Origin of the sequence: Enterococcus sp. DIV0682, assembly GCF_051712685.1 — a bacterium.
GTDB classification, from domain to species: Bacteria; Bacillota; Bacilli; order Lactobacillales; family Enterococcaceae; genus Enterococcus; species Enterococcus faecalis.
The window spans coordinates 1161460-1186077 of the sequence record NZ_JBIOPK010000001.1 but is presented as its reverse complement, the minus strand read 5'-3'; the positions used below and the strand labels follow the sequence as shown (position 1 = coordinate 1186077).

25 protein-coding genes and 2 pseudogenes are annotated in these 24618 nt (G+C 34.8%); 12 read left to right on the top strand and 15 right to left on the bottom strand.

All coding sequences use genetic code 11. The features are described 5' to 3' along the window. Positions 1-31: 31 nt before the first annotated feature. Positions 32-1180 (top strand): annotated as a pseudogene (locus tag IGK96_RS05690) (helix-turn-helix domain-containing protein); the annotation flags it as partial. A 108-nt stretch (positions 1181-1288) separates the two neighbouring features. Further along, entirely contained in the window at positions 1289-3211 is a 1923-nt protein-coding gene (locus IGK96_RS05685; RefSeq protein WP_085443061.1) for an FUSC family protein, read from the top strand. A 184-nt stretch (positions 3212-3395) separates the two neighbouring features. Here the strand turns inward: IGK96_RS05685 and larE are convergent, their stop codons facing one another. After that, entirely contained in the window at positions 3396-4232 is an 837-nt protein-coding gene (gene larE, locus IGK96_RS05680) for an ATP-dependent sacrificial sulfur transferase LarE (RefSeq protein ID WP_002374609.1), read from the bottom strand. A 105-nt stretch (positions 4233-4337) separates the two neighbouring features. Next, complete coding sequence (locus IGK96_RS05675; protein ID WP_438755940.1) at positions 4338-4871, bottom strand: ABC transporter ATP-binding protein; 534 nt, start codon at positions 4869-4871, stop codon at positions 4338-4340. Positions 4872-4986: 115 nt separating this feature from the next. Between IGK96_RS05675 and IGK96_RS05670 the strand changes: the two genes are divergently transcribed. After that, a complete protein-coding gene (locus IGK96_RS05670) occupies positions 4987-6165 on the top strand; it encodes an IS256-like element ISEf1 family transposase (RefSeq protein ID WP_000997695.1) in 1179 nt (392 codons plus the stop codon). Between the two features lie 28 nt (positions 6166-6193). Here the strand turns inward: IGK96_RS05670 and IGK96_RS05665 are convergent, their stop codons facing one another. Genes IGK96_RS05665 through IGK96_RS05650 form a run of 4 tightly spaced genes read right to left on the bottom strand, consistent with a single transcriptional unit; the run spans position 6194 to position 8845 of the window. Continuing rightward, positions 6194-6397, bottom strand: coding sequence for an ATP-binding cassette domain-containing protein (locus tag IGK96_RS05665; RefSeq protein WP_438755938.1), 204 nt, complete (start codon positions 6395-6397; stop codon positions 6194-6196). A gap of 1 nt (position 6398) precedes the next feature. After that, on the bottom strand, positions 6399-7184 hold the full coding sequence (locus IGK96_RS05660) for an energy-coupling factor transporter transmembrane component T family protein (RefSeq protein ID WP_075578550.1): 786 nt from the start codon (positions 7182-7184) through the stop codon (positions 6399-6401). Then, positions 7184-8170 carry a cobalt transporter CbiM gene (cbiM, locus tag IGK96_RS05655; protein WP_002374603.1) on the bottom strand — a complete coding sequence of 329 codons (987 nt, stop codon included), beginning with the start codon at positions 8168-8170 and terminating at the stop codon, positions 7184-7186. Before cbiM ends, IGK96_RS05660 begins: the two co-directional genes overlap by 1 nt. Before the next feature lie 18 nt (positions 8171-8188). Beyond that, the gene (locus IGK96_RS05650; RefSeq protein ID WP_002361998.1) at positions 8189-8845 is read right to left on the bottom strand and encodes a Crp/Fnr family transcriptional regulator; all 657 of its coding nucleotides are present in this window, start codon (positions 8843-8845) and stop codon (positions 8189-8191) included. A gap of 159 nt (positions 8846-9004) precedes the next feature. On the opposite strand from IGK96_RS05650, the gene larA reads away from it, so the two are divergent. From larA to larD, 4 genes are read left to right on the top strand one after another with little or no spacing between them, the layout of a single operon-like run. Then, positions 9005-10279, top strand: a complete 1275-nt coding sequence (gene larA / locus IGK96_RS05645) for a nickel-dependent lactate racemase (RefSeq protein ID WP_033625020.1) — start codon at positions 9005-9007, stop codon at positions 10277-10279. 37 nt (positions 10280-10316) lie between these two features. Beyond that, positions 10317-11060 carry a nickel pincer cofactor biosynthesis protein LarB gene (gene larB, locus IGK96_RS05640; RefSeq protein ID WP_002362000.1) on the top strand — a complete coding sequence of 248 codons (744 nt, stop codon included), beginning with the start codon at positions 10317-10319 and terminating at the stop codon, positions 11058-11060. Beyond that, positions 11057-12331, top strand: coding sequence for a nickel pincer cofactor biosynthesis protein LarC (gene larC / locus IGK96_RS05635; protein WP_002362001.1), 1275 nt, complete (start codon positions 11057-11059; stop codon positions 12329-12331). Before larB ends, larC begins: the two co-directional genes overlap by 4 nt. Positions 12332-12345: 14 nt before the next feature. Further along, on the top strand, positions 12346-13056 hold the full coding sequence (gene larD, locus IGK96_RS05630) for a D/L-lactic acid transporter LarD (RefSeq protein ID WP_002357197.1): 711 nt from the start codon (positions 12346-12348) through the stop codon (positions 13054-13056). Between the two features lie 203 nt (positions 13057-13259). Here the strand turns inward: larD and IGK96_RS05625 are convergent, their stop codons facing one another. The 4 genes from IGK96_RS05625 to IGK96_RS05610 are packed head-to-tail and all read right to left on the bottom strand — an operon-like array spanning position 13260 to position 15932. Further along, complete coding sequence (locus IGK96_RS05625; protein WP_002419912.1) at positions 13260-14129, bottom strand: PTS system mannose/fructose/sorbose family transporter subunit IID; 870 nt, start codon at positions 14127-14129, stop codon at positions 13260-13262. Beyond that, positions 14104-14955 carry a PTS mannose/fructose/sorbose/N-acetylgalactosamine transporter subunit IIC gene (locus IGK96_RS05620; protein ID WP_002357194.1) on the bottom strand — a complete coding sequence of 284 codons (852 nt, stop codon included), beginning with the start codon at positions 14953-14955 and terminating at the stop codon, positions 14104-14106. The genes IGK96_RS05625 and IGK96_RS05620 overlap by 26 nt, the downstream gene beginning before the upstream one ends. 33 nt (positions 14956-14988) lie before the next feature. After that, on the bottom strand, positions 14989-15486 hold the full coding sequence (locus tag IGK96_RS05615) for a PTS system mannose/fructose/N-acetylgalactosamine-transporter subunit IIB (RefSeq protein WP_002357192.1): 498 nt from the start codon (positions 15484-15486) through the stop codon (positions 14989-14991). 14 nt (positions 15487-15500) lie between these two features. Then, positions 15501-15932: a PTS sugar transporter subunit IIA gene (locus IGK96_RS05610; protein WP_016618290.1), complete on the bottom strand. Its 432-nt coding sequence runs from the start codon at positions 15930-15932 to the stop codon at positions 15501-15503. Between the two features lie 581 nt (positions 15933-16513). Here IGK96_RS05610 and IGK96_RS05605 point away from each other — a divergent pair. Next, positions 16514-16801 carry a hypothetical protein gene (locus IGK96_RS05605; protein WP_002369241.1) on the top strand — a complete coding sequence of 96 codons (288 nt, stop codon included), beginning with the start codon at positions 16514-16516 and terminating at the stop codon, positions 16799-16801. A 245-nt stretch (positions 16802-17046) separates the two neighbouring features. Here the strand turns inward: IGK96_RS05605 and lacB are convergent, their stop codons facing one another. Together lacB and lacA are read right to left on the bottom strand one after the other, a co-directional pair. Next, positions 17047-17562, bottom strand: a complete 516-nt coding sequence (lacB, locus tag IGK96_RS05600) for a galactose-6-phosphate isomerase subunit LacB (protein ID WP_002357189.1) — start codon at positions 17560-17562, stop codon at positions 17047-17049. Positions 17563-17587: 25 nt separating this feature from the next. Continuing rightward, positions 17588-18016, bottom strand: coding sequence for a galactose-6-phosphate isomerase subunit LacA (lacA, locus tag IGK96_RS05595; protein WP_002357188.1), 429 nt, complete (start codon positions 18014-18016; stop codon positions 17588-17590). 222 nt (positions 18017-18238) lie between these two features. On the opposite strand from lacA, the gene IGK96_RS05590 reads away from it, so the two are divergent. The 3 genes from IGK96_RS05590 (at position 18239) to IGK96_RS05580 (ending at position 20535) form a co-directional block, all read left to right on the top strand. Continuing rightward, complete coding sequence (locus tag IGK96_RS05590) at positions 18239-18733, top strand: PTS sugar transporter subunit IIA (protein WP_002357187.1); 495 nt, start codon at positions 18239-18241, stop codon at positions 18731-18733. Position 18734: 1 nt separating this feature from the next. Continuing rightward, positions 18735-19037, top strand: a complete 303-nt coding sequence (locus tag IGK96_RS05585; RefSeq protein WP_002357185.1) for a PTS fructose transporter subunit IIB — start codon at positions 18735-18737, stop codon at positions 19035-19037. A gap of 94 nt (positions 19038-19131) precedes the next feature. After that, positions 19132-20535 carry a PTS galactitol transporter subunit IIC gene (locus IGK96_RS05580; protein WP_002357183.1) on the top strand — a complete coding sequence of 468 codons (1404 nt, stop codon included), beginning with the start codon at positions 19132-19134 and terminating at the stop codon, positions 20533-20535. A 40-nt stretch (positions 20536-20575) separates the two neighbouring features. Here IGK96_RS05580 and IGK96_RS05575 read toward each other — a convergent pair whose 3' ends face one another. From IGK96_RS05575 to yqeK, 3 genes and pseudogenes are all read right to left on the bottom strand, one after another. Further along, positions 20576-21328 carry a DeoR/GlpR family DNA-binding transcription regulator gene (locus tag IGK96_RS05575; RefSeq protein ID WP_002362011.1) on the bottom strand — a complete coding sequence of 251 codons (753 nt, stop codon included), beginning with the start codon at positions 21326-21328 and terminating at the stop codon, positions 20576-20578. Positions 21329-21663: 335 nt separating this feature from the next. Further along, positions 21664-22655 (bottom strand): annotated as a pseudogene (locus IGK96_RS05570) (DUF4767 domain-containing protein). 90 nt (positions 22656-22745) lie between these two features. Next, the gene (yqeK, locus tag IGK96_RS05565; protein ID WP_010713303.1) at positions 22746-23324 is read right to left on the bottom strand and encodes a bis(5'-nucleosyl)-tetraphosphatase (symmetrical) YqeK; all 579 of its coding nucleotides are present in this window, start codon (positions 23322-23324) and stop codon (positions 22746-22748) included. Positions 23325-23547: 223 nt separating this feature from the next. Here yqeK and IGK96_RS05560 point away from each other — a divergent pair, with 223 nt between their 5' ends. Then, positions 23548-24453 carry a polysaccharide deacetylase family protein gene (locus IGK96_RS05560; RefSeq protein ID WP_085443058.1) on the top strand — a complete coding sequence of 302 codons (906 nt, stop codon included), beginning with the start codon at positions 23548-23550 and terminating at the stop codon, positions 24451-24453. The last annotated feature ends 165 nt before the right edge of the window (positions 24454-24618 follow it).

Genomic DNA, 24618 nt, shown 5'->3' with positions numbered 1-24618 from the left:
AATTTATTTACACAAAATTATTGACGCTCCCCATTCTTCCATTGATAAAAACGAATTAATTAAAGTTTTATATATTTCTGAACATTATCTGGTAAAAATCACGAAACAACTGAATAACTTTTTTAAAATTTTTGATATAGTAATCGTTAGTATTAAGGGTATTTATCAATTAACTGGCAATGAATTATCGATTCGAGTGTTTTCTTTCATTTTCCTACAAGATTCCTTTCAAGAATTGGCTTGGCCTTTTTCTAAAATAAGTCTTGAAGAAATAAAAAAAAGTCTACCCGATGAACTTCTTGAACGATCCTATAAAAATGTCCGAATGAAGAAAAGAGCGTTTTATATTTTATATGCGATATTTAAAACTAGAACAAGTGCACAAAACTTCTTAAAGATGCCGCACTCTAAAAACCTGCATTCTTTTTTTATTCTGATCAATCAATACAGTCATGTGACTTTATTTTTTCTTGAACACTCTTTCGCTGACATTCAATGCGAAACAAGAAAAACTGAAATTTTATACTTTAATTTTTTATCTCGCATTTTTATCCCTTATATCTTTTCGGAAAAGCAAACGAAACAAATAGAAAAATTATTTATAGAATCTAACCATCCTTATTGTGTCTTATCAAAAAAATTATTTAAGCAAGTAGCCTACTTACTGACAAATCAGCATGATTATCAATACGTTTACTATCTTTCTATTTTTAATGCTTGGTACTTTTTAACGGAGGGCAATTATTATACTTTTTTAACACTTTATTTACCGCAGCCAGAAATTTGTACTCCGTCAGATGTGGCATACTTTAATCGAATAAAACGAACGGTGGCAAAATTAGTTCACCAAGAAACGCATTTAGAGTTACTCAGTCAACTGCTTTACACATTGTCTGTGTCCGAAAAAAAAGTACAAGTGAGAATCTATTTACAAATTATCAAAGATTTTTATGCAAGTTATTTTATTAAAACACGGTTATCCTCCTTATATAATACAAACGCAATCTCTATTACCGAAGACTTCACAAATGCGGATATCATCATCACAGATTCCTTCGAAAAAGCTACTTCTAATCAAGATATTTTCTACTTAGATTCCATTGAAAATGAAGAAAGTTGGCATGAGCTTACAGAATTTATTCAACAAAAATATATGGCTAAACTTAATGTTGGACTATAATTGTGAGTTTTCTTAAAAAGAGCAAATTTGAAAAAAAAATTTAGAGGTGTATACTAGCAGAGGAATAATTTTTTAGCTTTTAATAAATTTTTAAAGAAGGAATGTTTTGTGAAATTATCTATCAAAAATTTTTTTGAGGTCTTCTTAGAATCGTCTTGGGCGTATAGTCGCCCTATACTAACTTTTGATACAAGACAGAACTGGTTTGCCCTTGTTCTTAGTATCATTATTGCAAATGCTGTTGGTGCTGTTCTAACAATAGTCTTTCCTTTCGCTTTTGTTTTAGTAAATGTTGGTAGCTTTTTGGGCACTGTAATTTGTGTCTTACCACGACATAGCTCTCCACAAAGAAGTGCCATAGATGGTATTTTAATGATTTTTCTTGGTGCCAGTCTGGGGATACTTTTACAGTCGTCAAGTATATCCATTATTTTATTATTCGTCTTTGGTTTGTATTTTTCAGGGATTGTAAGAAACTTTAGTATTGGTCTGTATATTCGATGTCTCTTTGGGACCATTTCTTTACTAGCTGGTGCGCAATTAAAAGGCAATTTGTCTATTGGTCAAACTTTTGAAGGTCTGGGTGCAATAATTTTAGGTATGTCCATCCTTTGTTTGTTCTATTGTCTTTATTCTAAGCCGCAAAATAATGAAGCACAAAAATTAGTAGCCGATTTATATGAACAATTATATTTATTAGCACAAGGAAAACCCGCACGCTATGTCCATTTCAGAATAAAAGTACGCGAATCTGTTGAAACGATGCCATGGGTCAATCATCAAAAAACACCATGGATTTATCCCTTGGTTTCACAAGCAGATGCAATTGCAGGCTCGTTAGATTCAACCAATGCAGCTGAAAATCTTCCTGCTTTAAAAGCAATTCTACTCTTTTTAAAAGGAGAACAATTAACCCTGCCTCTTCAAGAATTTGCTTCAGCAAACACCGAAATAAAATCAGCAATCCTTTTGATACAAAACAAACAATCCTTTAAAAAAATCTCATTTAAATCTTTCTTACCCACAAAAGAAGGACTTGCAGAAGCCAAAGAGATCCTTCATTCTTACAAAGGCAGCTCTGCTAGATTCGCAATTCGTTTAGCTTTAACAGGTTTAGTGTGTCATTTTTGTTCGCTTATTCTTAATTACATGTACCCTTTGCCTTTAGCTAATCACGAATTCTGGGTAGTTATTTCTGGTTGTTTAATGGTTATGCCAGGTTATCATGGTACACTCGGTAAAATCACTTCAAGAACTATTGGTTCTATTTTAGGTGGTTGTTTAGGCATCTTTTTGTCTCAATTAATTGCTAACTTAACAAACCTAAATCCTTTATGGACAATGCTATTGTCTTGTTTGCTAGTTATATTGTATGAAACCGTCCGTAAATTAAGTCAAGCATTTCTAATGCTAAGTGTGACCACTTGGTTAACTTTCACATTAGGTGGTAGTTCTGCAGGCTATACAAGAGTTTTTGATGTAATTATTGGTGCGCTGATTGCTTTTGTTATGTTTTTTATTTTCCCAACATGGCATAGTCAAGTATTACGTAAAAATATCAATAGTTGGTCAAAAACGATCAGCTCTATTTTGCTAGCGTTAATCAATGAAGAGACCACGTTGCCTAGTGATGCTTGGGTACTAGCTTATCGGGTACAACGTAGAGTAAACTATTCTATTCAAGAAATTGTTCTTGAATCTCCTATTTATAGTAACGATGCCTCTGCTGAAAGCTTAATGCAACAAAAACAACTAAATGATCAACTGTTGGAAATGCAAACTGCTATGGAAGAGCTTCTTTTAGAACTTATGAAAACACAATACTACTTAAAAAAATTAACGCCAGTTAGGCCGGACACACTAAACACTGAGTTATTTAACTATTCACAGCAAATACTTTCACTCACGAATCCCAAAAATAATCGACTAATCAACCAGTCCAAACAATCCATTTATTTTCCTCAAATTGAACAATCACTGGTAATCTTAAAAAATTCTACAGCTAATTTCTTTTTAGCAAATATCAAATGATTAAATAGACAAAAAGCCTAGGAAAAATCCAAAGGGAATTTTTCCTAGGCTTAAAAGTTGATAATCTACTGGCAGAGTAATCAATGAAAACAACCGATCTAATCGAGCAGAAAACTTGGTTTTTATAACAGAATACTCCTGTCCTGACTCCGTTACACCGACTCAATTTTATAAACTTATCTGTCTAACATTCACAAAAAACTTTTTTTTCAGTTTCTGTGAGGATATCATTCATTCGGCCAGATTTAAATCCTTCTAAGTCAAAAGTTACATAATTAAATCCTTGTTTTTTAAGATAATCTGCAATTTTTTCTCTGTTTTCTAATAACAGAGAAAGTTTGTCTTCTGGAATTTCAATCCGTGCTAAATCATGATGTGCTCTGACACGGACAATTGGAAAACCTATTTCCCGTAAATATTTTTCACTAGCAAATACTTGATCAATAGCTGAGCGTGTTAACTTAATGCCATAAGGAATTCTTGAAGCAATGCTACATGAGGCAACTTTACTCCAATTGGAAATACCTGCGTCTTTAGCAAGTTGACGTATTTCAATTTTATATAATTTAGCTTGTTGTAGCGGACTGATGACCCCTTCTTGATCTCTTGCTCTTAATCCAGGACGAAAGTCAGTATTATCATCCATAATCATCCCATCGGCCAGAACATCAAATCCCTCTTTCTGAATAGCCGAACGAATAGTTTTATATAATAATTTTTTACTGTAGAACCAGCTATTAGGGTTATTTGCAACAATTCTATCATCCGCTAATTCGCTCATTTCAAGGCCTAACACATTTGCTCCCAACCCATTAGCTAAATCAACCGCTTTATCAAACTCATCATCAGAAAATAATTCTGAATTTACAACAACCGCAAGTACATTTTCAGCACCTAAAGTGTCCAAAGCTTTTTTTAGCAAGTAAGAGCTATCAATTCCACCTGAATATGCAACAGCCAACTTATCCATTTTTTGTAATTCGCGAACTAAATTTTGTTCTTTCGTTTTCATGACAGACATTTAAACCATCTCCTATTGATTTTCTTTTACATAATTAATTATAGACATCTCCACAATAGAAAAAATCACGATTCATAGTATCAATTATTGTCAATATTTGTACACTTAATACCGTTTTAAATGTTGTAACAAGTTAGCATTGGCTTCTATCTCTTCCTTTGAGTACCTTGTAACAGCCGAATCAAACAATATAATGGAATCAGCTTCCTCGCAAATACTCAAATAGTCATGGGCGGAAAGGATAATTGTTTTACCAAGTTGATGCAGATTTTTTATTATCTTTTTAAATAATTTTTCCGATTCTTTTGTCAACCCAGTAAACGGCTCATCTAATAAATACACGTCTGGATTCATTACTAACAGACTAGCAAAAGCCACTTTTTTCTTTTCTCCTCCCGATAATTGATAAGGCACTTGATTGCTTAAATGGGTAATTTTTAATAAATTCAAACAATCATTAATTCTTTTTGCTGTTTCATGCTCGGATAGTTGGAGCTGTCTAGGGCCAAATGCCAATTCGTCATAAACTGTTGCATTAAATAATTGTGTGTCCGTCTCTTGAAATAATATACCCAAATGAGCATAATACTTCTTTTTATGAATAGGGTCTTTTTTCCAGGCCGTTAATGATTGTTCCATAAAATAAAGAGAGTGTAAAATATTTTGTGTAAATGAAAAAATCCATACAAAAAAGGAAGTCGCTTCTGTAGAATAAAGTTAACGACAACCAATTCACAGAAAAGAGGACTTCCCTATGAATGATTTTACTACAGAAATTGTGCAAACTCTAGTCACTAAAGGCGATTTAAATGAATTATTCCGTTCGCACTTAGAAAAAGCGATAAACACACTCCTACGGACTGAATTAACGGCTTTTTTAGATTACGAAAAATATGATCGCACTGGTTTTAATTCAGGTAATTCGAGAAACGGTTCTTACTTTCGATCAATCAAAACCGAATATGGTGAATTAACATTGGAAATACCTAGAGATCGTAATGGTGAGTTTAAACAACAAACTTTACCAGCCTACAAAAGAACAAACGATACATTGGAAACCACTATTATCCATTTATTCGAAAAAGGTGTTACGATGTCTGAAATTGCTGATTTGATCGAAAAAATGTACGGTCATCACTATACTCCACAAACCATGTCCAACATGACTAAAGTTCTGACTGAAGAAGTAAATGCCTTTAAATCCAGAGCCTTAAATGATAAGTATGTCGCTATTTTTATGGACGCTACTTACATTCCACTAAAACGTCAAACCGTATCCAAAGAAGCGATTTATATTGCCATTGGTATACGAGAAGACGGCACTAAAGAAGTACTGAGTTATGCGATTGCTCCAACTGAATCAACATACGTTTGGAATGAGCTGCTACAGGATATTAACTCCAGAGGAGTTCAAGAAGTCTTGCTTTTTATTACGGACGGCTTAAAAGGCATGAAAGATACTATCCATCAAATTTATCCTAAAGCAAAATATCAGCATTGTTGTATCCATGTATCTCGTAATATCGCTCATAAAGTACGTGTCAAAGACCGAAAAGAAATCTGTGATGACTTTAAGGCTGTTTATCAAGCTAACTCAAAAGAAGAAGCGAATACCTTCTTATCCGGCATGATTGAGAAATGGAAGAAAAACTATCCTAAAGTGACGCAGTCACTCATAGAAAACCAAGACTTATTAACTTTTTATGATTTTCCACCTAGCATTCGTAGAACCATTTACTCAACCAATCTAATCGAGTCTTTCAATAAGCAAATTAAAAGATACAGCCGTAGAAAAGAGCAGTTTCAAAATGAAGAATCACTAGAACGCTTTCTAGTCAGCATTTTTGATACATACAATCAAAAATTTCTAAACAGAAGCCATAAAGGTTTTCAACAGGTAACCGATACATTAGTTTCAATGTTTACTGAGTAACTAATTATTTTGCAGGAGGACAATTTATTTACACAAAATTATTGACGCTCCCAAAATAAATCGTTCCCTCGGAAGGTTTTAAAAAACCTGCGAGCAAATTTAAAAAAGTGGATTTCCCACTGCCGTTATCTCCCATCAAAACCAGATATTCTCCTCTGGCTATTTCCAAATTACAAGGCGAAAAAACAGGCTTCGTTTGATAGCGATAAACCAAATGATTTACTCGATACATATTAGTTCCTCCCTAAATAAAGCAACCCCCCGAAAAATAAAAGATAGGCAATACTAACCAAAAAATCTTTCGTTTTTAATGGTTGCTTTACTCGATAATATTGACCAGTATATCCTCTTGCTTCCATCACCATGTCCAACTTTTCCCCATACGTAAAAGATTTTAAAGAAATAAGACTGATTAAATTACTACCCGTACTCAACTGGATATTCCCACCAACTGCTCTAGCTTCTACAGCGGCAAGCAGTTGGATTAAGAGATTTCCAAAGAAAAAGATATATTTAATCGTAATATCTAATTGTAAAAGTATTATATTCGGAAAATGAAAGATTTTTAATGCTGCTATAAATTGATTCATGTTGGTTGTTTCCATATATTGACTAATCGCTATGGCTAAAAAAAACAAATGAACAATAAATAATAAACTAAATTGACCTAAAAAAAAGATCGGTAAATAGATAATCAGCGGCATCAAAATGAGGATACTAGCTTTTTTGACAATGTTTCGTAGAATAGTTGGTTTTTCAACTAAAAGTAACATGCCTAGGTAGATGCCTAAGAGCCACAAAACAAGAACTTTTTGTGCTGTGCTGATTAAAACAATTAGTAAAAAAGTACTGATCAGTTGAATTGCTGGGTGTATATCACTGAGAATTGTCTTATTGCGTTTCCCGCTCACCTGAAATTTATTTAATAAAAAAAGGATTCCTTTTCGATTTTTAAGCATAAAGGTTTCTTTTTTATTAGGTTCAAAGGACGTGGAAGATTCTTTCATCCATTCAGGCATCAACTTTGCCTTCTTCCATTAAATAAACGAAAAATGAGTAAAAAAACGATTATGGCTGTTACGCCACTTAAAATATACCCAAGTGCTAATGGCAGTCCTGGAATAAAGTAATCACTGAAAAGTGCATGAAATGAAAAACCATTCACCATACCTTTTGGTTGTACTGCAGGTAAATGATTCTGTTTTAAATTCTTGACTAATTCAGATAAATCCCATTCACCCCAAGCAGTGGCATGATCAATCAAACCTAATGGACATAAAATTACCATAACCAATAACAGTCTCTTTAATCGCAACAACGGAGTCCTTTTCTTCTTTTCTTCGATAAAAATTGCATCTTTTGACACACTTTTTACAAAATTATAGACACACACGGTGAAGAGACCTTCAACAATTCCTATTACTAACAGATGGACACTCATCATTGCTGGTATAGTTATAGAAAGACCATATGGGCTATAAAGTGGCGTACCATTCGCTTCATGGAATAGTAAGGGTTGGATACCTAATAATACAGAAGTAGAAAATGCCGCAACATTTACACCAAGATACCCAGCTAAGAAAAGACCCATTGTTTCAAATTTTTTTACACGCGTAACTAGCTTATAAACTCCATATCCCACGAATGGCATCACAAACGCCATAGAAAAGGCGTTTGCACCAAAAGCTAATATACCACCATCACCAAATAAACAAGCCTGTAATAGTAAAGCCACCGAAACAGACAGCGTCGCGGCCCAAGGTCCCATCAATAATGCGATGAGAACAGCCCCAACAGCGTGCGCAGTTGTTCCACCAGGTACTGGCAAATTAAACATCATTATTAAAAATGACAAGGAGGAGGAAATCCCTAACATGGTCCCTGTATCTTTTTTTAATTTAATTTGAACGTCAACTTTTTTTACAGCGCGGTACCAGACAGGTACCATAATCGCGCCCATCACTGCGCAAGTTTGTGGGCTTAAATAATTTTCTGGAATATGCATGTTCGTCAGACTCCTATCTTATCGATCAATATAATCAGCTAAATAACTTTGATCGTAAATCACAATTTTTTGTTTTTTGATATCGATGACTTTTTCCTCTTTTAAATCATGGATAATTCGGTTTACGCTATTTCTCGTTGAAATCCCGCAAAACCCCGCAATATCCTCATTAGTTACTTGAAAATCAATTAATATTCCTTCCTCTGTCTGTACACCAAACAAATCAATTAATTGGTAAATAAAAGTACAAACAGCCCCTTTCTTACCATTCATTGTCATATTCTGTAAGGAACTAATACTCTCCGATAATTTTGCTCGGTAGTAATCCCGTACATAATCTTGAAGAACAGCATCTTCTCTAACATATTCCCAAAATACAGTCCTTGGTATCCGATAAAAGCTAGCCTCTTCCGACTCAATGCGGATATTAAAAGGAGCAGATGTATAATTTGATACTTCATCACGTAACAATGAAATAATGTCAGGAGACACAATATACGACAGATTAAATTCTCGTCCATCCTTTAAAATAATACTCGTCTTAACGACCCCTTTCTTTAATACATAGGTGTACGCTTCCTCCAATCCATGATAAGCGAGATAAGTATGGCGTTTTTTTTTGATAATCGGCGTCTTCTTTCTATCTAAGAAAGCTGTAAGATAATCTGACTCCATAATTGTCACTCCTTTGACTAAGTTTCTGTTTGATTCGTTAACTATTATAAACACTCTCACCAACCTTTTGTTAGCAAATGTTACCCACAATAAGGACTGTGTGATTTCTAAATTTCATTATACTTAGTCTCGTAAAATATTACTTAGGAGATGATTGCTATGGTAGAAATTAACCTACCTTATGACAAGAAAATGATTACTGCAAGAATTCCCGATAAAAATTTTATTGGGCTTCTCGAATCAAAAGCTGAACATTTTTCAAATCCATATACTGAGAAAGAAACAGTCGAAAAATCGCTGGACAATCCTATTGGAAGCCTTCCATTAGAAGAATTAGCTAAGGGTAAAAAAGACATTGTCCTCATTAGTTCCGATCACACACGTCCCGTTCCTTCACATATTATCACCCCAATTATTTTGCGTAGAATTCGTTCAGTGAACAAAACAGCTAGAATACGGATTTTAGTTGCTACAGGCTTTCATCGCCCTTCTACACGAGAAGAACTGATTAGCAAATATGGTAAAGAGATTGTAGAGAATGAAGAAATCGTTATGCATATCTCTACTGATGATTCCTCAATGGTCAAAATCGGTCAACTACCTTCAGGGGGCGATTGTATCATTAATCGCATTGCAGCAGAAGCAGATTTACTGCTGGCCGAAGGGTTTATTGAATCACACTTTTTTGCAGGATTTTCTGGTGGACGTAAATCTGTTTTACCTGGAATTGCTTCTTATAAAACCATCATGGCTAACCATTCTGGAGAATTTATTGATTCCTCCAACTCACGGACAGGAAATTTAACGGATAATCCGATTCATAATGATATGGTCTACGCTGCCGCTAAAGCGAATCTAGCTTTTATTGTTAATGTCGTTTTAGATGGTGACAAAAAAATTATTGGTTCCTTTGCAGGCGATATGGTTGAAGCGCATAAAGTTGGTTGTAACTTTGTAAAAGAAATTGCCCGTGTCAAAAAAATACCTTGCGACATTGCGGTTTCAACGAATGGCGGATTTCCACTTGATCAAAACATTTATCAAGCAGTTAAAGGAATGACCGCTGCAGAAGCAACCAATAAAGACGGCGGTGTCATTATTATGGTCGCTGGTTGTCGTGATGGTCACGGTGGTGAAGGTTTTTATGAAAATATTGCCAATGTTAAAAATCCAAACGAATTTTTAGAAGCAGCCATCCATACACCACGATTAGAAACCGTGCCAGATCAATGGACTTCGCAAATTTTAGCGCGAATTTTAGTTCATCATCATATAATTTTTGTTTCAGATCTTGTTGATTCTGAGCTTATCACTTCGATGCATATGGAAATAGCAAAAACGTTTGATGAAGCGTTAGAGCGAGCATTTGAAAGAGAAGGTCTAAATGCAAAAGTGACTGTGATTCGAGATGGCTTGTCTGTCATTGTAGAATAATGATCCTTGAGAAATCAGGAATAAGGAGCGTTGTATTATGCAACCGAAAGAAATTTTAGGAGCTTTTAAAGAGGGAAAATTATCTTTAGAAGAAGCAACAAACAAATTAAATGGCTTTTGCGAATTAGACTTTGCAAAAATTGATACGCAGCGTAAAGAAAGAACTGGTTATCCAGAAGTCGTTTATGGGGAAGGGAAAACAATTGAGCAACTCATCAAAATTATCAATAGCTTAAGAAAAGAAAACAATACAATCTTAGTTACTCGCGTTTCACAACAAAAAGCCCAGCCTTTAGAGTCGAACTTTCCTCATGGAACCTACTATGAACTTGCACGTTGTTTCGTTATCAACCAAATGGAGACTACAACAAAAAACTATATTGCGATAGTTACTGCTGGAACGTCAGACATGTCCGTTGCTGAAGAAGCAGCAATCACTGCAGAAACTTTCGGGAATCAAATAAAACGTATCTATGATGTAGGCGTTTCTGGCATTCATCGTTTGTTCGCTCACCTAGATGAGATTCAACAGGCTTCGGCGGTTATTGTGATTGCAGGCATGGAAGGTGCACTGGTGTCCGTGCTAGGCGGACTAGTTAGCGTGCCAGTGATTGCCGTCCCTACTAGCATAGGCTACGGCAGCAATTTTCAAGGACTGACTGCTCTTTTAGGAATGCTAAATAGTTGTTCCTCTGGCGTTAGTGTAGTCAACATAGATAACGGGTTTGGTGCCGCTTATAATGCAAGTATGATTAATCAAATAAAGGAGTCTTCACTATGAAAAGCTTATTTTTAGAACCATTTTCTGGTCTTAGTGGTGATATGTTAAATGGATTGTTGCTTGACTTAGGCGGGGATTTAAACAAACTGTTAATCGAATTAAAAAAACTTCCCATCGATGGGTTCACCATTCAAGCCCAACGAATTGCTAAAAGTTGTATTTACGGAACAGATTTCGATGTTCTCCTACAACATGGAAAAAAGGATTACGGTATAAAACACAGTCTCTCTCCTCACCACGAAAATGAACATCATGAAACGAAAGAACATGCACATCATCATAGCCATTCTAGAAATTTAAAAGATATTTATACATTAATTGAAAAAAGCGACTTGTCCAATTTTGTAAAAAAACATAGTAAAAATGTTTTCTATGACATTGCAAAAGCTGAAGCTGCTGTTCATCAACAAACAATTGACACTATTCATTTTCATGAAGTCGGAGCAATTGATTCAATTGTTGACATCGTTGGCTTTTTTATCCTATGGGAACAGTTAGAGATTGAACAAGTCTATTCAACGCCAATTACAGATGGAAGTGGTACTATCACAATTGCCCATGGAGTCATGCCAATACCAGTTCCCGCGGTGATGGAATTACGTAAAGAAACAAATTTAATCATTCAACAAGACTTTGAGATAAAAACTGAACTTGTCACACCGACTGGCTTAGCTATTTTTAAAGAACTTAGTCCTCTATTTGTCGCACCAGAACAACGATTAATTGAAAAAATAGGTTACGGATTTGGCAAACGGGAAACAGGCAAGTTCAATGCCCTCAGAGGATCAATCTTTACTGAAACACATAGTAAAAAAAAGAGGACAGAACACCATGACCAAGTTTTAAAAATTGAAACAAATATAGACAATCAAACACCTGAACAGTTAGGTTACGTAATGGATCTATTATTGGAGCATGGTGCTCTAGATGTTTTTTTCACGCCCATTCATATGAAAAAAAACCGAAGTGCCATTCTATTAACGGTTTTAACAACAACAGAGGAAAAAGAATATTTTACAGAACTACTCTTTAAACATACTTCTACAATTGGTATGCGTTTTCAAACAATGGAACGTAGTGTGATGGACCGTTCTTTCAAAATCTTGGAAACACCTTTTGGTAAGGTCCATATTAAAAAAAATCATTATCATGGCCTATTGAAAGAGTCTATTGAATACCAAGATTGTGAACGAATTGCTAAACAATATAATTTTACAATTGAGGAAGTCTATCGCCTCGTCCAAACATTAAATAACAAAACTATTGATTAAAGGAGCTTTATCTTATGTTTCATCATATCTTATCAGAATTTATGGGAACTGCATTAATGATCGTATTTGGGGTAGGTGTTCACTGCGACGATGTCCTAAAACGAACAAAATACGCTGGTTCTGGTCACATGTTTGCAATCACTACTTGGGCTTTTGGAATCTCTGTTGTTCTGTTCGTCTTTGGCGGAGTCTGTATTAATCCAGCAATGGCCCTCGCTCAAGCTATTTTAGGAATGATTCCATGGTCTTACTTCATTCCCTATGTCATCGCTGAAATGTTAGGCGGCATTTGTGGCGCCGTCATTGTTTATATTATGTATGCTGATCATTTCAAGCTATCCGCCGATAGTGTCGATCCAATCGCTATTCGTAATATTTTTTCTACAAATCCGAACCAACGAAATTTACCAAGAAACTATTTTGTTGAAACTTTTGCAACATTCATTTTTTTAACATCTATTTTAGCGATTGCACATTCCTACGAAACACAACTACCCATTGCTGTTGGCTTGCTTGTTTGGGCAATCGGCATGGGGCTAGGTGGTACTACAGGATTCGCAATGAATCAAGCACGTGATTTAGGTCCTCGTATCGCCTATCAACTTTTACCAATCAAAAATAAAACCAATAATGATTGGCAATATGGGTTGATTGTTCCCGGAACTGCACCGTTTTTAGGAGCCATTTTTGCGACACTTTTCGTAAAATTTTTCCTAAAATTCTAATAAACCAACTAAATTTCTAAAACAAAAAAATATATAAAATAGAAGCTAGTCTCTAAATTTCTTCTATTTTATATATTTTTATTTTAATCACAAGATTCTTTCTGTGTCTTAGAGAACAATAATTTAATTTATTAGCTTTTTCGGCATCGATTTTCTGCAAAAGCCAGTTTGCTCTAACAGCTAGAGTCCTTTTTGGTGATTGTTCAGTAAGTTAATCCTGGATTGAAAACACCTAATAAAACGCCAACGAGAGAAATAACAACTAAAATAAGCATCGTCCAAATAGCGGAAACATGTTTTTTGGACATTAACCACCAACAAAACAAGGTAACAAGTATCGTTAATAATCCTGGATAAATACTGTCAATTTTATCTTGCAGTTTAAGGAAAACTTTTCCGTCAGCACCTATTAATTTAAAAGAAGTAGTCACATTTACCCAAGATGCAAGGACCCCACCGACAACCATACTACCAATAACTCCGATAGCAACTCTAACAGCGGCTCCTTCTTTCCCAACTAAGAAACTTACTGCTTTATCGCCAAAATGATAGCCTCTAAAATACAAAAAGCGTTGGCCAAAGTAGGAAATTAACGTCCAAACAATAATATAAAATATGGCACCAATTGGCGAACCGCCCGTGGACATTCCTAAGGAAATTCCTAACAAGATAGGAATCAAGGTACCATCAACTAATGAATCGCCAATCCCTGCAATCGGTCCCATTAATCCTGCCCTCATATCATTAATCGTTTCTCCATCAATTTCATTCTTACTTGCTCTAGCCTCTTCCATACTAGCAGTCACACCAACAATGACCGTTCCAAGCATTGGATTTGTGTTAAAAAAAGCTGTATATGCTTGAATGGCTTTCACTTGGTCTTCATGTTTCGGATAAAGTTTTTTGATAATAGGAAGCATTGAAGAAAGATAGCCGAAGGTTTGCATATGCTGTTGTGAAAAACAAGTTAACGCTCCCCAAAACCATAAATGAAAAGAATGCTTTAACGTTTTTTGGTCTAATTTATTGGCTTTCAACTCTTCCATCTCATATGTCCTCCTCTTCGTCATCATTTGTTAGACTTCCTGTTGAATCAACCAGTTTAGTATTGTTTTTAATCAAAGCAATTTTATAAAAAATTACAGCAAAAAGAAGCGCAATAATCGTTATCGAGACTAAATTAAGTTTTAATGAAGCAGCTAATGTGAACCCTACAAAAAAAGGTACAAAATCAATGTTCTTATTAACAATTTGACGTAACAAAATTGCAATTCCCACACACGGAAGCATGCCACCTACAGTAAAAAGCGTTTTCATTGCAAGACCATCCATAGGTAATGCATCTCTCATTGCTGTAACAGCCGTAGCCCCAAAATAGGTTAAAATCACGGTTGGCAAAAAGGAAAAAAGTAGATGAGAAATCCACGGCCAACCAAAATTAATGGCATATAAATGATCAAGCTTGCCTTTTTTTATATCTTTCCAACCAAACGATTGCCAAACTAAATTTAACGCGGCAACAGAATAAAATAATACCGTTCCGATCGTTCCAACTAATGTGCCGACCGATTTAGCCAGGTCGGCTGCAGAGCCGCCAAGTGGATCTAAGCCTTTGGTCGAAATCGCCACCATCGCCAAAGGAATCCCGATATATGAAATTGCCCGCACGTCAGCAGACACTGTTCCTCCAGGTGTGACTAAAGCAATGTAAACTAATTGCATCGCTACACCACAAGCGATTCCTAATTTTAAATCTCCTAAAATAATGCCACAAACTAATCCGCCGACTAAAGGACGCCCAATCGTATAATTTCCCACCGCTTGTCCAGCCATACAAGAATTTGAACACAGACAAGCAAATAGGCCTAAAATAGCCGCTTGTATCCAGTTGATTGTCATAATACTACTCTCCTCTTTTCAAAACTTCTAGAATCAGTAACCAAATTTAGCTTTAAAATGCGCCCAAGAACCAATTCGTTGATCAGGTAACAAGGCAAAATCCACTTTGTAACCAGCCTTTTCAATTTCTTCAAAAGCCGCTGCTTCTTCTGCTGTAAAGGATTGGTTATCCCCTAATTTAATTGTCCCTTCGCGGTCATTCCCCGGTCCAACATTAATCATTTTTACTTCACTTGGAACAAAATGCCAATCTACCAAAATTTTTTTCATATCCAAAGGGCTCTTTGTAATCAAAAAGTATTTTGACTTAGACGCTAATACTTTATCCTTTACATCAAAAAAATGCGCCATTGTCCAAATAAAGGTTTTTTTATCTTGTGCAGCTGCTTTATATGCTTCCTTTAAAATAGGGTTACTTGCTGCTTTGTCATTCACAGCTATAATGCCATCACAAGGCATTTCTTTAGTCCAACGTAAAGTAATTAAGCCATGAATCATTCGATCATCGATTCGAACAAAAGAAATTGACATGTTCATCTTCTCCTTTAGATATCCTCTTCAGTTACATCGTCTTCAGTTACAGTTAACTCTCTAATACCATGACAAGCATCTGCTACTATCATTTTTTTCAAATCAGATAATTCACTAGTTTCTTTCAATAGAAGCGCATTTAAAGCCATTGGAAAATTCACTCCTCCAACAATCAGAGAATTTTCTAGCATTTTTTGCTTATCTAATACTTTACAAATAGTAGCAAGTGGACTTCCGCCTACAATATCAGCCAAAACGATTAGCCTCGTTTCCTGCGGTAATTTTTCAACCTCACAAAGAAACCGCTTACCAAAATTATCGGTAGATTCACCAGGTTGTAAGCCAAACACTCTGACTGTCTCTATCTCCTCGCTAGCAAACATCCCTAATGAATTTTTTAACCCTCTAGCAAAATCGCCATGACTGACCAGAACTAAATAAGTCATTTCCTCTCTCCTTTCTTAACATTTCCACTTCAAAATTTTTTAAATCACCTCTTTTTAAGAGTCCATAATACAACTTTTATAAAATGAAAATACTTGCTTCGTTCGCCTCACACTCCTTTGATAGCATGAATGTTTAACAACAGTACCTTTCTAAAATTAAAGTCATTCACTAAAAAAGTTCTAATGAATTTGGCTGTTGTAGCTTGATGACAAGGAACAATGACTTTCTTTATCCATAAAAACATTTAGTTGATTACGCTTAAAAAAATAAATAATATAGCAATTTCCAAAAAAATTTACGTTTGAATAGTCCCTTTTCTAAATTTATTGATTCATTTTTTCAACTATTAGGTTAGCAAAGTCCCAACACACATTCCACCCACAATAGGTGTACATAGTTGTACATTATTCGGAGTTAATCAACTCATTTAAGCTATGGTAAAATAACTATATATCACTCCAATTTTCTAATTATATAGGTCATTCCAGGTCATCCTCTTTTGGATACAACAAAATGAACTTATATCGAATCTATGGTTTTATGCTCTTGATAAATTAAAAAGTAAAGTAGGGATATTTATATGTCAGCAAAAGAAAAAACGATGAAATATGGATTGGTAGGCCTCTTTTTAGGGATATTGTTATTAGCTCATCTAGATTTATTAGCTGAAAATCTTAGTTATCTTCTCTTAGGATTATTACTTTTACTTGTTGCATATCTAATCTTGGTAAAAAAATTTTATTTTTTCTCAAACTTGATTCCTAAAAATACTACTGATATAAATTTAGGTAAAAAATATGGTACGGCTTCTGGCATCGGCAGTTTAGTTATCGGGATTATTTTAATAATTCTGGGACTATTTTTATAGAAAAATAATTACTAAAATAAAACAAGCAGCGAAACCATAAAAAGTACACGAGTTCTTTTCTCGTGTACTTTTTATGGTTACCTGTATAGCCTTCAATTTGTTCCTTTGTTACTTCTTTTTCTTAATAATGCTCTTTACAGTGCCACATTAAAACAGCAATAAAAATTACTGAAGGGGAATTTAACTCAAATACCAATGATTATTATTTAAGACCGCTTTCTCAAATAACCCTCATTGATTACGTACTAATCGTGATAGACTCCTCGTTGCCATTTATCTAAAAATTCATCGAAAAAGTGCGCATCTTGTTGTTCTGGATGTTGTTTTTCAACTTGATTAATTTTTTCAATTAGTTGTTCGTTGTCTTCTGTTGGATGATAGTGTGCTTCAATAAAGGCAGCAGCGATATCACAGATCAAGAATTCTCCTGTTATTTTCCCACCGAAACCAATAACATTTGCGTTCAATTCCTCTTTCGCATACAACGCTGTAGTCATATCGCGAACTAAAGCAGAACGGATACCCGGCACTTTGTTAACCGCATTGTTAATTCCAACGCCTGTTCCGCAAATACATATACCCAAATCAGCCTGATTGCTCATTACGGCTTCTCCCACTTTTTTTCCGAAAATAGGATAGTGAGTTCGAGTAAAATCATACGTGCCTACATCTAAAATTTCATATCCCTTTGCTTTCAAAAAATCAGAAACTGCTATTTTGGTATCCGTCACAATATGATCACAACCAATGGCAATTCTCATAAAAACGCTTCCTTTCTATTATTTGTTAAGCCATTTTATTTAACATATCTACACGTATTTGATGACGCCCGCCTGCATAATGACCTGTTAAGAATTCTTTTATTATGTTTTTGGCTAGTTCCGTTCCAACAATTTTTGCGCCCACCGTGATCATCCGAGCATTGTTGTGTTCTCGCGCCATATATGCAGAACGCTCATCTGACAATTCAGCGACAATCATTCCTTTAATTTTAGCAGCAGTCATAAAACTACCTGCCCCATAACCATCAAAAACGATTCCTAAACTTTCAGTATCCTTTAAAACTTCATGAGCAACAGCAAGCGTTGCTTCTATAAAGTCTTCCGAAGCACTTTCACTTTTATCGATTACCTCAACTTTTTCTTGCAATAAGTATTGTTTCATTTCTGCTTTTAATTTTATTCCATCTAAATCTGAACCAAGTATGACACGCATTTTGTTTTCCTCCTTACCTCGTGTATCTACTATTAAAATTCTGTCCCTTTCTTTAAACTCAAATCCCCTTCTCGAAAACATAATAAAACAATATCGAACTTTATTCAACATTTATTTTCTTTTTTGTTTATTATTGTTTAATATTGTGTTGACATCTTTTTGAAAGCGTTTTATATTATACTTGTAAATAAATAATAATATATTAAAGAAACGAGGGGTTCTATGGTTATTAAAACATCGATTTTTTCATTAGATACTACCTATATTTCAAACAAAAAAACACAAGAAGAAGTTTTTGAAGAAGTTTATTTAGACTTGTTAAAAAAGAAATTAGTTACACCTGATTTTCTAACTAATTTATTGGAACGAGAACATAACTATCCGACTGGTTTAAGTTTAACACCGATTGATCCTGCACTACCGAATATCGCCATTCCGCATACCGAAAGTACCTTTGTACGGACGACAAGAATTATCCCGATTAAATTGAAACAATCCTTATCATTTCATAACATGATTATCCCAGATGAAACGCTCTCTGTTTCCTTTCTTTTCATGATTTTAAATGAAAACGGTATTGAACAAACGGGTCTTTTAGCGACTATCATGGATTTTATTAACACGACAGACCGTTCATCACTATTGGCTTTTTTTCAATGTGAAGATAAAGAAGAAGTTTATCGTTTTTTACAAAAAAATTTTAAAGGAGAGATTTAACATGATTAAAATTTTAGCTGCATGTGGGGCTGGGGTAAACTCTAGCCATCAAATCAAATCTGCATTAGAAACAGAATTATCTAAAAGAGGCTACCAAGTTTCTTGCGATGCCGTAATGATTAAAGATATCAATCAAGAGATGCTATCCCACTATGATATTTTCGCCCAAATCGCCAAAACAGATTTGGGTTTCCCAATCACGATTCCTGTAGTTGATGCAGGCGCAATTCTTTATCGAATTCCAGCAATGGCTGAACCTGTTTATCAACAAATGGAAAGTATCATTCACTCTTTAAACAAATGATTTCCTTTTTAGACTAATTACTTACGCTTCATTGTCAACAATAACAAAACTAAGATAAAAATTTTGTTATCTTAGCTTATGAAGGAGAAAATAAATGAATACGATTATTGACCTAGCAAATACAATTTTTAAACCTTTAATTGATTTAGGTGCTGCTCCTTTAATGACTATTGTTTTAACACTGATTGCCCTTTGTTTTAAGGTAAAACCCACTCGCGCATTAGAAGGTGGTCTTAAACTAGGAATTGCTTTAACTGGTATCAGTGCTATTATAGGAATTTTAACTACTGCTTTCTCAGATGCAATGGCCTCTTTCGTAGAACGTACAGGAATTTCTTTAAATATTACCGATGTTGGTTGGGCACCTTTGGCCACCATCACTTGGGGATCTCCTTACACCCTTTACTTTCTTTTAATTATGGTGATTGTCAATGTCATTATGTTAATTCTAAATAAAACGAACACATTAGATGTGGATATTTTCGACATTTGGCATCTATCGATTGTTGGTTTATTTGCTATTTTTTGTGGCGCAAACTTAATAATTGCAACAATCTTAGTTATTTTCATAGGTGTTTTAAAAATTATCAATTCTGACTTAATGAAACCAACGTTTAACGATTTACTTAACGCCCCAGATACCAATCCTATGACTACCACGCATATGAACTATATGATGAACCCAATCATTATGGTTTTTGATAAAATTTTTGATAAGCTTTTCCCTTGGTTAGATAAATACGATTTTGACGCTGCCAAATTGAATAGTAAAATTGGCTTTTGGGGATCAAAATTTGCCATCGGGATTTACTTAGGGATTTTTGTGGGTCTTTTAGCTGGCCAAACACCCACGCAAATTTTTTCTCTATCCTTTACGGCTGCAGTCTGTTTGGAACTATTCTCTTTAATTGGAACTTGGTTTATCGCTGCAGTTGAGCCTTTATCACAAGGTATCACTGATTTTGCTTCGAATAAATTAAAAGGACGTACACTTAATATTGGTTTAGATTGGCCTTTCTTAGCTGGTCGTGCTGAAATCTGGGCAGCAGCTAACGTATTGGCTCCAATTATGCTATTAGAAGCCATTGTCCTACCTGGCAACAAACTTTTACCACTTGGCGGAATTATTGCAATGGGTGTAACCCCTGCTCTACTAGTAGTAACAAGAGGTAAACTCATCCGAATGATTATCATTGGAGCAATCGAATTACCTTTGTTCTTATGGTCTGGTACCCTAATTGCACCGTTCGTTACCGAAACCGCAAAAAAAGTTGGTGCTTTCCCAGCGGGTCTAAATAATAATACTTTAATTTCACATACTACCATGGAAGGGCCAATGGAAAAATTCTTAGGATACTTAGTCGGCAATGCATCACAAGGTCAACTAGAATTTATTTTATACGCATGTCTGGCGCTAGTCGCCTATCTACTGATTTTCATTTGGTATGCAAAACAAATGAAGAAGCGAAATATTATTTATGCTCAAAAAGCTCAATAAGGGAAACTAAAAAGAAGAGGTGCAGATGCACCTCTTCTTTTTAGTAGATCACCCTGACAACTTTTTCCAATACTTTAGATGTGTCAAATTTATCTTTATTTGTAACTACCGCTGTCACTTCTTCTAATTGATAAAAAGAATAAAAATCCTGTTTCTCTACTTTAGAAGTATCCATTAACAAATATTTTTCTATTGAGTTATCTAATGCAATTGCTTGTGTTTGTCCTTCTTCAATAGTCGCTGTCATAATTTTATTATCTTTTAACGCATTGCAACTAAAAAATGCTTTATGAAAATGCATTTCTTCTAATGCTTTATTAGCGATTTCACCAAAAAAAGATTTAGTTAAAAGTCGCATTTCTCCACCAACCAAATAAATGGTCAACGCATTCTTTTTTTTACTTAACGTTTCAAACACAGGCAAACAGTTTGTTACTACTCTTAAATGTTTAAATTCCATTGCCTCGGCCAAAAGTTCAATAGTTGTTCCTGGTCCTAGGAAGATAGTTTCTTCTTCGTGAATTAAACTTAATGCTTTTTGGACAATTTCTTTTTTTTCAACACTATTAATAATTTGTTTATCATCATGAGACAGTTCATGTGGACGATATGTATTTAAACTGCTAGCTCCTCCATGTACTCGTTTTAAACGCCCCGCTGCTTCTAATTCTGTCAAATCTCTACGAACAGTCATATCCGAAACATTTAATCGTTCCATAATTTCAGTAACTTTGATTGCCCCTTTTTGATCTACTAGAGAGACTATCGCATTTAATCTTTCTTCTTTTAGCATTTTCATCGCTCCATTGTTAGTATATCTTTTATTCTACGATAAAATACTTACTATGAATACTAAAACATTTCTCCATTTATTTTAACATGAACGACGATTCGTAAAAAAATGACAATTTAGCCTATCTTTATATAAACAGATATCACTTCAACGATTGATTCAGATCTATTTGAGCCTAGTCAAATAGAGATCTAGCATAAAAACTTCCCAGAAAAACATCCCCTACTCTGAGCACCTCTATCCAAAAAAATAGCACATAGGCAAAGACAGGTTACTTATAAAAAGGTAAGCAACCCGCCTTTGCCTATGTTTAAGTAAACGATGTATTTCCCCTATTACTGATTCAAAGTCCTTAAAACTTTATAATCACTGTTTTGCACGAGTAAAACGCTACTTGGGTTATCGGGATAAGAAGCATTGCCATCAAACGATACAACAATAGTATTCGTACCAACTTTCGTGAATTGTGTATATGAGCCCCCAGCACCGCCCACGTTGGCAAAATGTAATGTCATAGTGTCGCCTTTTGTTTCTACCTCGCGCCAATTTGCCCGCTGATAGTTATGCCAGTCAATTTGAGTTGAAATTTCGTTTGCCGTGTTTTTATACATTCCTTCGTAAAAATCAATCGCTTCCTCTTTTGAAGACCACGGATTGACTGAAATATTTGGGATTTGTTCTTTAGTAATTGACGGGGCACCTACAATTTTTTCAAACCCAGCCCTCAACTCTGCATTATCTGTTGCTCCAAAATACAGATAGCCATAAGGATCTCCTTGATTTTGCATCGTCACTAAAACTAAGGGCTGGTTGTTAACGATGGTGAATAAATACAAATGCTTTTGCATTTCTGGTTGCGTTTCTGCATCAGAGTAAACAGCAACTAACGCATATCCATCCTTCACTTGTCCATTTTCAGACCATTCTAAATAAATGGGATGCTGATCAATCGCTGGTTGCATAGTAACATTTCCTACTAGACCATCAGGCGCTTGGACGCCATTAAAATTGATTGAATTTCCTGGTGTATATTCTTTATACGTTTGGTTCATCCGTTGCCCCCAATCAGCCATAAATTGTTGTAACTGTGCTTTTTTTGCGCAGACCACAACTGATTTTCAGCTTTACTAGAAGCAGAAGAATTACTTTGAGTCGTACTAGATTTTGACTTCGTGCTCATTTGACTCGCTTGGCTGTTGTTAACGGTAACAGGTGCTTTCATTTCTGATGTTGCTGTCGGCTTGCTTGCAGTGCTGTCACCATTTTTGTTGGAAGAACATCCTGATAAAATACTCAATAAAAGACCTATCAAGATTATTTTTTTCATTGGGAATCCCTTCTTTCTGACAAGAATACTGTACTACTTTTCCCCTTTTCTCACCAGCAAAACTCGACTAAAAACGGCTATATTTATTTGTTATTTAATTGTCAAATTAAGTTGATTGTAAGCATCCCATAACCAAGGATGCACAACTTTAATATCGTGTTTCAAAATATAATCGATATAGAAATATGCGGCATTTTCTAAAGAACAATTTAAAGCTTGTAATAAACCATCTAAGTATGGTGGTTTACCTTCTTGATCCCACTTTATTTTATCAGCGACAAACAAAACTAAATCTATGTCCGAATAGTTTTTCTTCAATGTTGTATGGCATTCAATAGCTGATAAAATTTCATTGTCTTCAATACCAAAATCCATTTTCGCAATAGACTTAGAAATTTTTTGATGAATTATCATTGGAAAGGCCATTTCTGCTTCGTTTAATTCAATCCCATATTTTTGTGCGACACTAATTCTCTGATTATTTGGATAAACCGCAGAGATATCATGTAAATATCCTGCAATACTTACTTTTTCTGGACTAGTTAAATATTTTTCACCAAGTTGATAGGCATACTCTCCAACTTCCATACAATGATAATACGTCTTCTCACAGTTTTTACTCACTAAATATTGTTTAATTTCATTTTTCAACACCTGTTGATGATCCATTTCCACAGCCCTTTCTCATTCCGATTACTCTTCTAGATAAATAAATTATACTCCTTTCATCCTCTAGCAACCTTTTATTTTTTATTAAATAAACAACTAACTAAATTGAAAAAATTGAAACTTTTTGGTCCTCAAATTCGTCTATAACTAATAGGACGTTCAATTTTGTATAACGTGGAGGTGTATTTTTTAACTTTTTCATTAACCAAAGAGGAGTGAAAGTATGCGACATAAGAAAAGAAAATTCAAAATAAACGAGTATGTATTATTTGGTGCGTTAATCCTCATTGTTCTTGTTTTCATTCAAACGTTCCTATTAACTCAACCCAAGATAACAAGTAAAAATGATGATACTACGCAGACATCGACTAAAAATTCAACTGCAAAAAAAGATTCCCCAACCAAGTTAGAAAAGGAATCAACACACATGACTATTTCATCAAAAAAATATGCTTATTCAGCAGACAAAATTAGAAAATATATAACTGGAGAAGAACCTTACAAAGGTGAAAAATTAGTATTCTTAACCTTTGATGATGGCGTTAATAATCAAATAACCCCACAAGTCCTAGATACATTAAAAAAGTATAACGTCCACGCAACTTTTTTTCTTGTAGGAAATACCCTAACTTCCGAAAATCAAAAGATAGTGAAACGCGAAGTTGCAGAAGGACATTCAATAGGCTTTCATAGTTCAACTCATGATTATGCAACGTTATATCCAAACGGGATTGTCAACACTGAAGAAATACAAGCGGAAATAGCAACCATGAAGAACTCTCTTAAAAAAATATTGGGCGAAACATTTCAAACAACTCTCTGGCGATACCCAGGAGGTCATATGTCATGGGGAGGTACAGAAAAATCTGATGAATTATTCAAACAACTTGGCATCCATTGGATTGACTGGAATGCGATGGTTGGGGATGCGGAGCCGTTAGACAGACAGCCTACTACAGTCGCCGAAATGCTCGCTTTCCATCAACATTCACTTGAGGTTTATCCGGATTATAATATTAGAGTAGTCTTAATGCATGATTCAGTAGATAAGGAATTAACAAAACAAGCATTGCCACAATTAATAGAGTTTTATCAAACAAATGGTTATCAATTTGGTGTCTTATATTAGAGCAACTCGGAACAACTATAGAAAGTATTTCTGGTCTTAGTCAATGTTGATTTTTTGTTTAATTACACAAAAACGTCTCTATACTTTCTGATGTTAGTTTTTTTACCAGCATCAGAAAATATAGAGACGAAAAAAATAAAAATTTTTAGCCTTCTTTTTTATGAC

Excerpts from the sequence above, each read along its gene's own strand:
- larD (WP_002357197.1), top strand. The coding sequence starts at position 12,346 with ATGTTTCATCATATCTTATCAGAATTTATGGGAACTGCATTAATGATC.
- IGK96_RS05620 (WP_002357194.1), bottom strand. The coding sequence starts at position 14,955 with ATGACAATCAACTGGATACAAGCGGCTATTTTAGGCCTATTTGCTTGT.
- larC (WP_002362001.1), top strand. The coding sequence starts at position 11,057 with ATGAAAAGCTTATTTTTAGAACCATTTTCTGGTCTTAGTGGTGATATG.
- IGK96_RS05580 (WP_002357183.1), top strand. The coding sequence starts at position 19,132 with ATGAATACGATTATTGACCTAGCAAATACAATTTTTAAACCTTTAATT.
- IGK96_RS05675 (WP_438755940.1), bottom strand. The coding sequence starts at position 4,871 with ATGGAACAATCATTAACGGCCTGGAAAAAAGACCCTATTCATAAAAAG.
- IGK96_RS05625 (WP_002419912.1), bottom strand. The coding sequence starts at position 14,129 with ATGATGACGAAGAGGAGGACATATGAGATGGAAGAGTTGAAAGCCAAT.
- IGK96_RS05590 (WP_002357187.1), top strand. The coding sequence starts at position 18,239 with ATGGTTATTAAAACATCGATTTTTTCATTAGATACTACCTATATTTCA.
- IGK96_RS05650 (WP_002361998.1), bottom strand. The coding sequence starts at position 8,845 with ATGGAGTCAGATTATCTTACAGCTTTCTTAGATAGAAAGAAGACGCCG.
- IGK96_RS05670 (WP_000997695.1), top strand. The coding sequence starts at position 4,987 with ATGAATGATTTTACTACAGAAATTGTGCAAACTCTAGTCACTAAAGGC.
- IGK96_RS05605 (WP_002369241.1), top strand. The coding sequence starts at position 16,514 with ATGTCAGCAAAAGAAAAAACGATGAAATATGGATTGGTAGGCCTCTTT.
- IGK96_RS05610 (WP_016618290.1), bottom strand. The coding sequence starts at position 15,932 with ATGACTTATTTAGTTCTGGTCAGTCATGGCGATTTTGCTAGAGGGTTA.
- lacB (WP_002357189.1), bottom strand. The coding sequence starts at position 17,562 with ATGAGAATTGCCATTGGTTGTGATCATATTGTGACGGATACCAAAATA.
- IGK96_RS05660 (WP_075578550.1), bottom strand. The coding sequence starts at position 7,184 with ATGCCTGAATGGATGAAAGAATCTTCCACGTCCTTTGAACCTAATAAA.
- IGK96_RS05665 (WP_438755938.1), bottom strand. The coding sequence starts at position 6,397 with ATGTATCGAGTAAATCATTTGGTTTATCGCTATCAAACGAAGCCTGTT.
- yqeK (WP_010713303.1), bottom strand. The coding sequence starts at position 23,324 with ATGGATCATCAACAGGTGTTGAAAAATGAAATTAAACAATATTTAGTG.
- IGK96_RS05615 (WP_002357192.1), bottom strand. The coding sequence starts at position 15,486 with ATGTCAATTTCTTTTGTTCGAATCGATGATCGAATGATTCATGGCTTA.
- IGK96_RS05585 (WP_002357185.1), top strand. The coding sequence starts at position 18,735 with ATGATTAAAATTTTAGCTGCATGTGGGGCTGGGGTAAACTCTAGCCAT.
- larA (WP_033625020.1), top strand. The coding sequence starts at position 9,005 with ATGGTAGAAATTAACCTACCTTATGACAAGAAAATGATTACTGCAAGA.
- lacA (WP_002357188.1), bottom strand. The coding sequence starts at position 18,016 with ATGCGTGTCATACTTGGTTCAGATTTAGATGGAATAAAATTAAAAGCA.
- larB (WP_002362000.1), top strand. The coding sequence starts at position 10,317 with ATGCAACCGAAAGAAATTTTAGGAGCTTTTAAAGAGGGAAAATTATCT.
- IGK96_RS05560 (WP_085443058.1), top strand. The coding sequence starts at position 23,548 with ATGCGACATAAGAAAAGAAAATTCAAAATAAACGAGTATGTATTATTT.
- larE (WP_002374609.1), bottom strand. The coding sequence starts at position 4,232 with ATGTCTGTCATGAAAACGAAAGAACAAAATTTAGTTCGCGAATTACAA.
- IGK96_RS05575 (WP_002362011.1), bottom strand. The coding sequence starts at position 21,328 with ATGCTAAAAGAAGAAAGATTAAATGCGATAGTCTCTCTAGTAGATCAA.
- cbiM (WP_002374603.1), bottom strand. The coding sequence starts at position 8,170 with ATGCATATTCCAGAAAATTATTTAAGCCCACAAACTTGCGCAGTGATG.